This is a genomic window from Pseudanabaena biceps PCC 7429, from assembly GCF_000332215.1.
GTDB classification, from domain to species: Bacteria; Cyanobacteriota; Cyanobacteriia; order Pseudanabaenales; family Pseudanabaenaceae; genus Pseudanabaena; species Pseudanabaena biceps.
In genome coordinates this window covers 1-5551 of sequence record NZ_ALWB01000282.1, presented here as the reverse complement: position 1 = coordinate 5551, position 5551 = coordinate 1, and the positions used below count along the sequence as shown (strand labels likewise).

Here is a 5551-nt window from a genome sequence, read left to right as displayed (position 1 = left end):
GGCGGCGCTTCGCGCCGCCACTCAATTCTTGGGTTTTGATTTGTCCTCAGTCAAGTAACTCTATCTTCTTTAACTATCGATTGCTATACTTTGTTGCAGCAATCAGCAATAGATGCATGTTTATAGTGTTTTTAGGCTGGCATAAATAAAAAAGGTGGCATCTTATGGCACTCAAAGTCGGAAGGTTTGAAGTTGGATTTAGGCTATTTATCTCTTTAGTTGCGATCGCGATCGCCTATGGATATCTAGGTAGCTACCTAAGAATTTTGTTGCACGACTACCAATATTGGACGGCAGGTGCTTTGTTCTTGTTAGCAGTCGTTGGTGTCTTTGCCTTGCCTAGAAGTTTAGGAGGATTGATCGCCGCCCTTGCCGCCATCGTTACCATATTTATTAAATCCAATCCTACTGACGCTCTAATTGGTGCGGGTATCTGTCTCTTACTCTATTGGTTTGGCTTTCGGGATGTTCGCTACGATCCCAAACTAGACAAAAAATTTAGCATTAACGATCTAATTGCCACGGCATTAACCATAGCACTCGCGATCGCGATCGCTGTTTCCATCCTCCAGTTTTCGACCAGTTGGATAAGCAGTTTGGCAATCGGCGCGATCGCCGCCGCCATAACCCTAATTGGTCAACAAATTAAAGATCTCGAACTATCGCCCAAAATCAGCTTGACTGTATTAGGAGCCTTTGCGGGTAGTAGTTTAGCGATCGGCTTTGCTATCAAAGCTGTTTCCTATTTGCACAAACAAACGGGCGTTATCTAAGTACCTCACCATAATTCTAAAAGCTGCGGCGCACGCGCTGCGTGCGCCGCAGCTTTTAGGGTTTTACAAGGTTTTTATATTTAATTAATCCCACTTATACCAATTCACAAAAGTGTTGTCACACTTTTGTGAATTGGTATAACAATCAGTCAAACCGTTCGAGCATCACCACACGATCCATCACCAGTTCGCTCAGTAAAAACCTTAGCTCGTCATAAGCTTGGCGATCGCTCATCTTATGAACTGTTGGAACCGCCGTTCCAACAATGGTAGAAACCTTTCGATAGGCTTCTAACTTGGGCTTGTGAATACACCAATAGTCCAAGAGATCTGAGAACTTACAAGGACTTTTTCTCATAAAACGCAGGCACAAAATTACGGTAAGAGCATCCAAATGTGATCGATGCAATTTTTGAACATTTGGATCGGGCTGCATTTGCGCGATCGCCCGATCTAGGGTCTGAAAAAAACTATCCGTTCGGACAACAGGATGTAAATAAATCATTGCCGATTTCCACATCCCTTCAGTCCATTGCTGAATCTCGATATATTCGGGCGATCGCCCCGAATGACCGCACCAGAGATCCAACAAGCGGTTTGCAGGATGTAGTAGCTCGTAAGCATGAAGTTTTTTTTCAGGGGTAGCATTATGCAAAAAATCTACGATGGAATCGGGCATTCCATTCGGAAATAAATAGGGTAAATGCCATCCCGCAGGCTCCGTCATCCCAATAAATTCTAAGTTTGCCGAGCGCAGCATCTGAAAAAAATCGGGAATGGTATATCCCTTGTCTTCAATCAACATATAGTTCATTAACACAAAGTCTAAGGATTTATCGGAAGGAAGCCAAGTGCTAACTTTGAGTAAATTATCATCAGCCAATGCTTCCATAATCCCCGAAATCATTTGGTATTCTCTGCTCGTGGGGTTGCTATTGAGAAATCCTATTAAGCGGGAAAAGGCTTGAGCGCGAAAGAAATCGATCCGTTGGTAAAGGCTATGTACGTTAATTCGCAATATTCCTGTCGGCGCAAGTACGGTTCGCATATGTCGTAAACTTTCCACTATATCGGTCTGAAGATATAGAGTCTCTTCACAATTAATATAGTCAAATTCAATGCTTTGCTCTGTCTTAAACTGGGGAAGTTGGGCGATCGCTAATTTATGAAATTCAACATTGGGGAAACCATGATAGGTCAAGCGCTCGCCTGCTAGACGCAAAGAAGTTTCCGAAAGATCGATTCCCACAATTCTTGCCCTAGGATTAGCGATCGCTAACGCTAGGGTGGTCACACCCGATCCACAACCCACATCTAAAATAGTCACATCTTGGCGATCGTCCACATGTTGAGTTTTGGCATACCAAGCTGATGCATAAGAATGTAAAATCACCCCGCGATCGCCATCTCCGCCCATATCAGTGGCGGGCAAATTGGGATAGGGGGTCAAATCATACTGATCGCGGACTTTTTCGATAGGATCGACTGTCATTTTAAAAAATGCATCTAAATTCAAATTTATAGCTGTCAATATTCTTGCATTATTACTAAGAGTTCAGCATAATTAAAAACCAAAATAGAGGAGCATACTGCCCGCTACGCGGGCGGTATGCTCCTCTAGGTTTTAAGTTTACTTATGCTGAGCTACTTAGTGATTGCAGTAGCAAGAATTGGCGAATATCTGAGACTAAATAGAGAAGAGAAGATTAATTAAATAAAAAGGAATTCATCCTCAATTACCATTTTAACGCTACGAACTTAAGGATAAAAAATGAATAGATCTAAAATAATCTGTATTAATCTGTATATAGATGATATAGATTCAGGTTAGGCAAAGAAACCACCTTGACTATCATACTCCCCATGAAGTATTCTTTGGGTCATCTGGGACTATGAGAATGGAAAAAGGAATAGTATCTTATTAATAGTATTTTATTGGTAATCTTAGTAAGCAATTAAGCATAATTAAAAACCAAAAATAGAGAGCGTACTGCCTGCTACGCGAGCGGTACGCTCTTCTAGAGCTTAAGTTTACTTATGCTTAGCTACTTAAGTACTTCTCACTGATTAAACAAGAAATTTATATTTAACGGTAAAAGAGATTGAAAAAAATCAGTATAGTCACCCCTTGTTATAATGAAGAGAAGAACGTTCAAGATGCTTATTTCCGTGTCAAACAAATTTTTTCGCGACTAGAAGAATATAGTTATGAACATCTCTTTATAGACAATGATTCTAGCGATCTAACTGTCATAATCTTAAAAGAGATAGCAAAGAAAGATAAAAACGTAAAGCTCATAATTAACCATAGAAATTTTGGTGTTGTTCGTTCTATGTATTATGCGCTCCTTCAAACCACTGGAGACTCCGTAGTTTTTCTAGCGGCAGACTTACAAGAACCTCCAGAACTAATTCCTGAGTTTATTCAAAAATGGGAAGAAGGCTACCAAGTCGTTAAAGGCATCAAAACTTCAAGCCAAGAAATATTTCTTATGTACTTCCTAAGAAGTGTTTATTATTATTTAGTGCGCGCCATATCTGATATTAAAATCACTAGCCATTTTACAGGATTTGGACTATACGACAAACAAGTTATAGAAATATTGAGAGAAATAAACGATCCCTACCCCTATTTTCGAGGATTAATAGAAGAATTAGGATTTTCTAGTTTCAATATAGAATACCAACAACAACAACGTAAAAAAGGAAAAAGTAGCTATAATCTCTATCGCTATTTCGATGAAGCAATGCTTGGCATCACTAGCCACTCGCGTATACCCCTAAGGATAGCAACAATTATAGGACTGATTATGTCCTTTTTTAGTTTAATAGTTGCGATGGGCTATCTAATAGCCAAACTCATGTTTTGGCAATCATTTCCCTTAGGAAATGCACCCGTTGTAGTTGGTTTATTTTTATTATCTTCTATTCAACTTTTCTTTATTGGTATTATCGGTGAATATATTGGGTTGATCCATTTAAGAATGCTCAAGCGTCCCTTAGTTTTAGAAAGAGAGCGAATTAACTTTGACAGTGATACCAAATCAGAGAATGATCGTTGCAACTAATATTTATCAAAGTAAAGGGTAGAAATCATGCAATGTCCATTATGTGAAAGTACACAATTTGAAAGATATGGCAAAATACCTAACGGTAATTTCAAGTATCGTTGTGAAATCTGTAATAATATTTTTACTGATCCAGAAAAGGATTCTTTAGCTTCACTAGATATTAATCTTCTAAGATCGGCAGACAAACGACTAATTGAGCGTAAATTAATTAAGTTTCAGTATATATTTTCTAAATTAATCTTTGGTTCTCAAAGCAGAATTATTAATAGATATCCAATGAATCAATTAGGCAAAATAATAGAAGAAAGATTTACTAAAAATGATGATGAGCATCAATCTCCTTCAGTAAAGCATCCCATATTTTCAGGGATTAATCATCAGTTTCTATATGGTTTCTGCTTGATTAGTTTATGTACTGCGATCGCCTTTGGTTTATCGTATTCCATAAGTAATAATTTTGAAGAAAGATACTTCTCCATGTTTTATGCTCAAGCCTCAGCATTTTTGCAGGGCAGAATTGACTTAGGCGTTGATTGGACGCATGATTTAATTTCTTTTGAGGGTAAGGAATACCTAGGAATAGCACCTTTAAATGGATTTCTGATGGTGCCCTTTGTTTTCTTTTTTAAAGAGAAATTTACAGAAACTTGGTTTTCTAATATTCTTTATACCATACTCATTATTGTGCAGTTTATCTTTGTAGAGAGATTTTCTGCCCATAGAAATAAATGGCAACGCAGTCTATTATTTATCTTTTTAGCATTGGGGACTATGATTCTTCCCTGTGCGGTTATTTCGACTTCTTGGTTTAATGCCGTACTTAGTAGTTGTATTTTTCATTCGTTAGCATGGCTAACTTTATTCTATGCCAAAAATCTCCGACAAGATTTTATAGGAATTACTTTTTTAGCGATCGCTGCAACTGGGCGCTACCATTTAGCAATAATATTCCCTATTTTTATAGCTAAAGCTTGGCTCAGTCGTTATCGAGGAAATTTCAAGGCTTTGATAGCTCTATGTATTCCAGTTGTAATGTACGTCATATTTGTTTTGTGGTGGAACTGGGTACGCTTTGGCTATCCTTTTTCGGTAGGATATGACCGTATTACGGGAGCAGCTTTTTTTGCCGCCAATATTGAAAAGTATGGGATGCATAACCTAGTCTATGTCTTGCCTAATATTTATCATGGAATTATTGGATTTCCAAAACTAATCGTACAATTTCCTTTTTTTCAGATCGACGATCTAGGAAATGGAACCTTGGCAGTTAGTCCTTTATTTATTTACATTTTTTCAACCAAAAATCTGAGAAGTTCTTCACAGAATTTAGCTTGGTTATGTATGGCGATAATTGCCGTCCCAGTACTTAGTTATGTTTCGACGGGATGGCGGCAGTTTGGCTACCGCTATTTCTTAGATTATCTGCCCTATGCTTCTTTTTTACTGCTTAAAACCAAATTCAATGTTATTCGCCCCGTTCCGTTATTCTGCATTGCCATTTCTATATGGTTTAACATTATCGGACCAATTATATTTTTAAAACCAGAGAAATTTGGTATGTGATCTCATGGGTTTAAGTTTGCTTATGCGCTAGGCATAGATAAAACCTAGCTACTAATTTTGATCACGTTCAATTACTTATATCTGCTGTCAACTTTATCAGGAAATAAACCCCAAAAGAGGGTTGCCGCGCTCCGCGCGGCAACC

At 38.2% G+C, this 5551-nt stretch carries 4 protein-coding genes; 3 read left to right on the top strand and 1 reads right to left on the bottom strand.

From position 1 onward, the window contains the following. Window positions 1-164: 164 nt before the first annotated feature. A complete protein-coding gene (locus PSE7429_RS20755; protein ID WP_009629323.1) occupies window positions 165-773 on the top strand; it encodes a hypothetical protein in 609 nt (202 codons plus the stop codon). A gap of 145 nt (window positions 774-918) precedes the next feature. Here the strand turns inward: PSE7429_RS20755 and PSE7429_RS20750 are convergent, their stop codons facing one another. Next, window positions 919-2265, bottom strand: coding sequence for a class I SAM-dependent methyltransferase (locus PSE7429_RS20750; protein WP_009629322.1), 1347 nt, complete (start codon window positions 2263-2265; stop codon window positions 919-921). Window positions 2266-2875: 610 nt separating this feature from the next. Here PSE7429_RS20750 and PSE7429_RS20745 point away from each other — a divergent pair. Together PSE7429_RS20745 and PSE7429_RS20740 are read left to right on the top strand one after the other, a co-directional pair. After that, window positions 2876-3841: a glycosyltransferase family 2 protein gene (locus PSE7429_RS20745; protein ID WP_009629321.1), complete on the top strand. Its 966-nt coding sequence runs from the start codon at window positions 2876-2878 to the stop codon at window positions 3839-3841. Between the two features lie 27 nt (window positions 3842-3868). Beyond that, complete coding sequence (locus PSE7429_RS20740) at window positions 3869-5407, top strand: IS1/IS1595 family N-terminal zinc-binding domain-containing protein (RefSeq protein ID WP_009629320.1); 1539 nt, start codon at window positions 3869-3871, stop codon at window positions 5405-5407. Window positions 5408-5551: the final 144 nt, after the last annotated feature.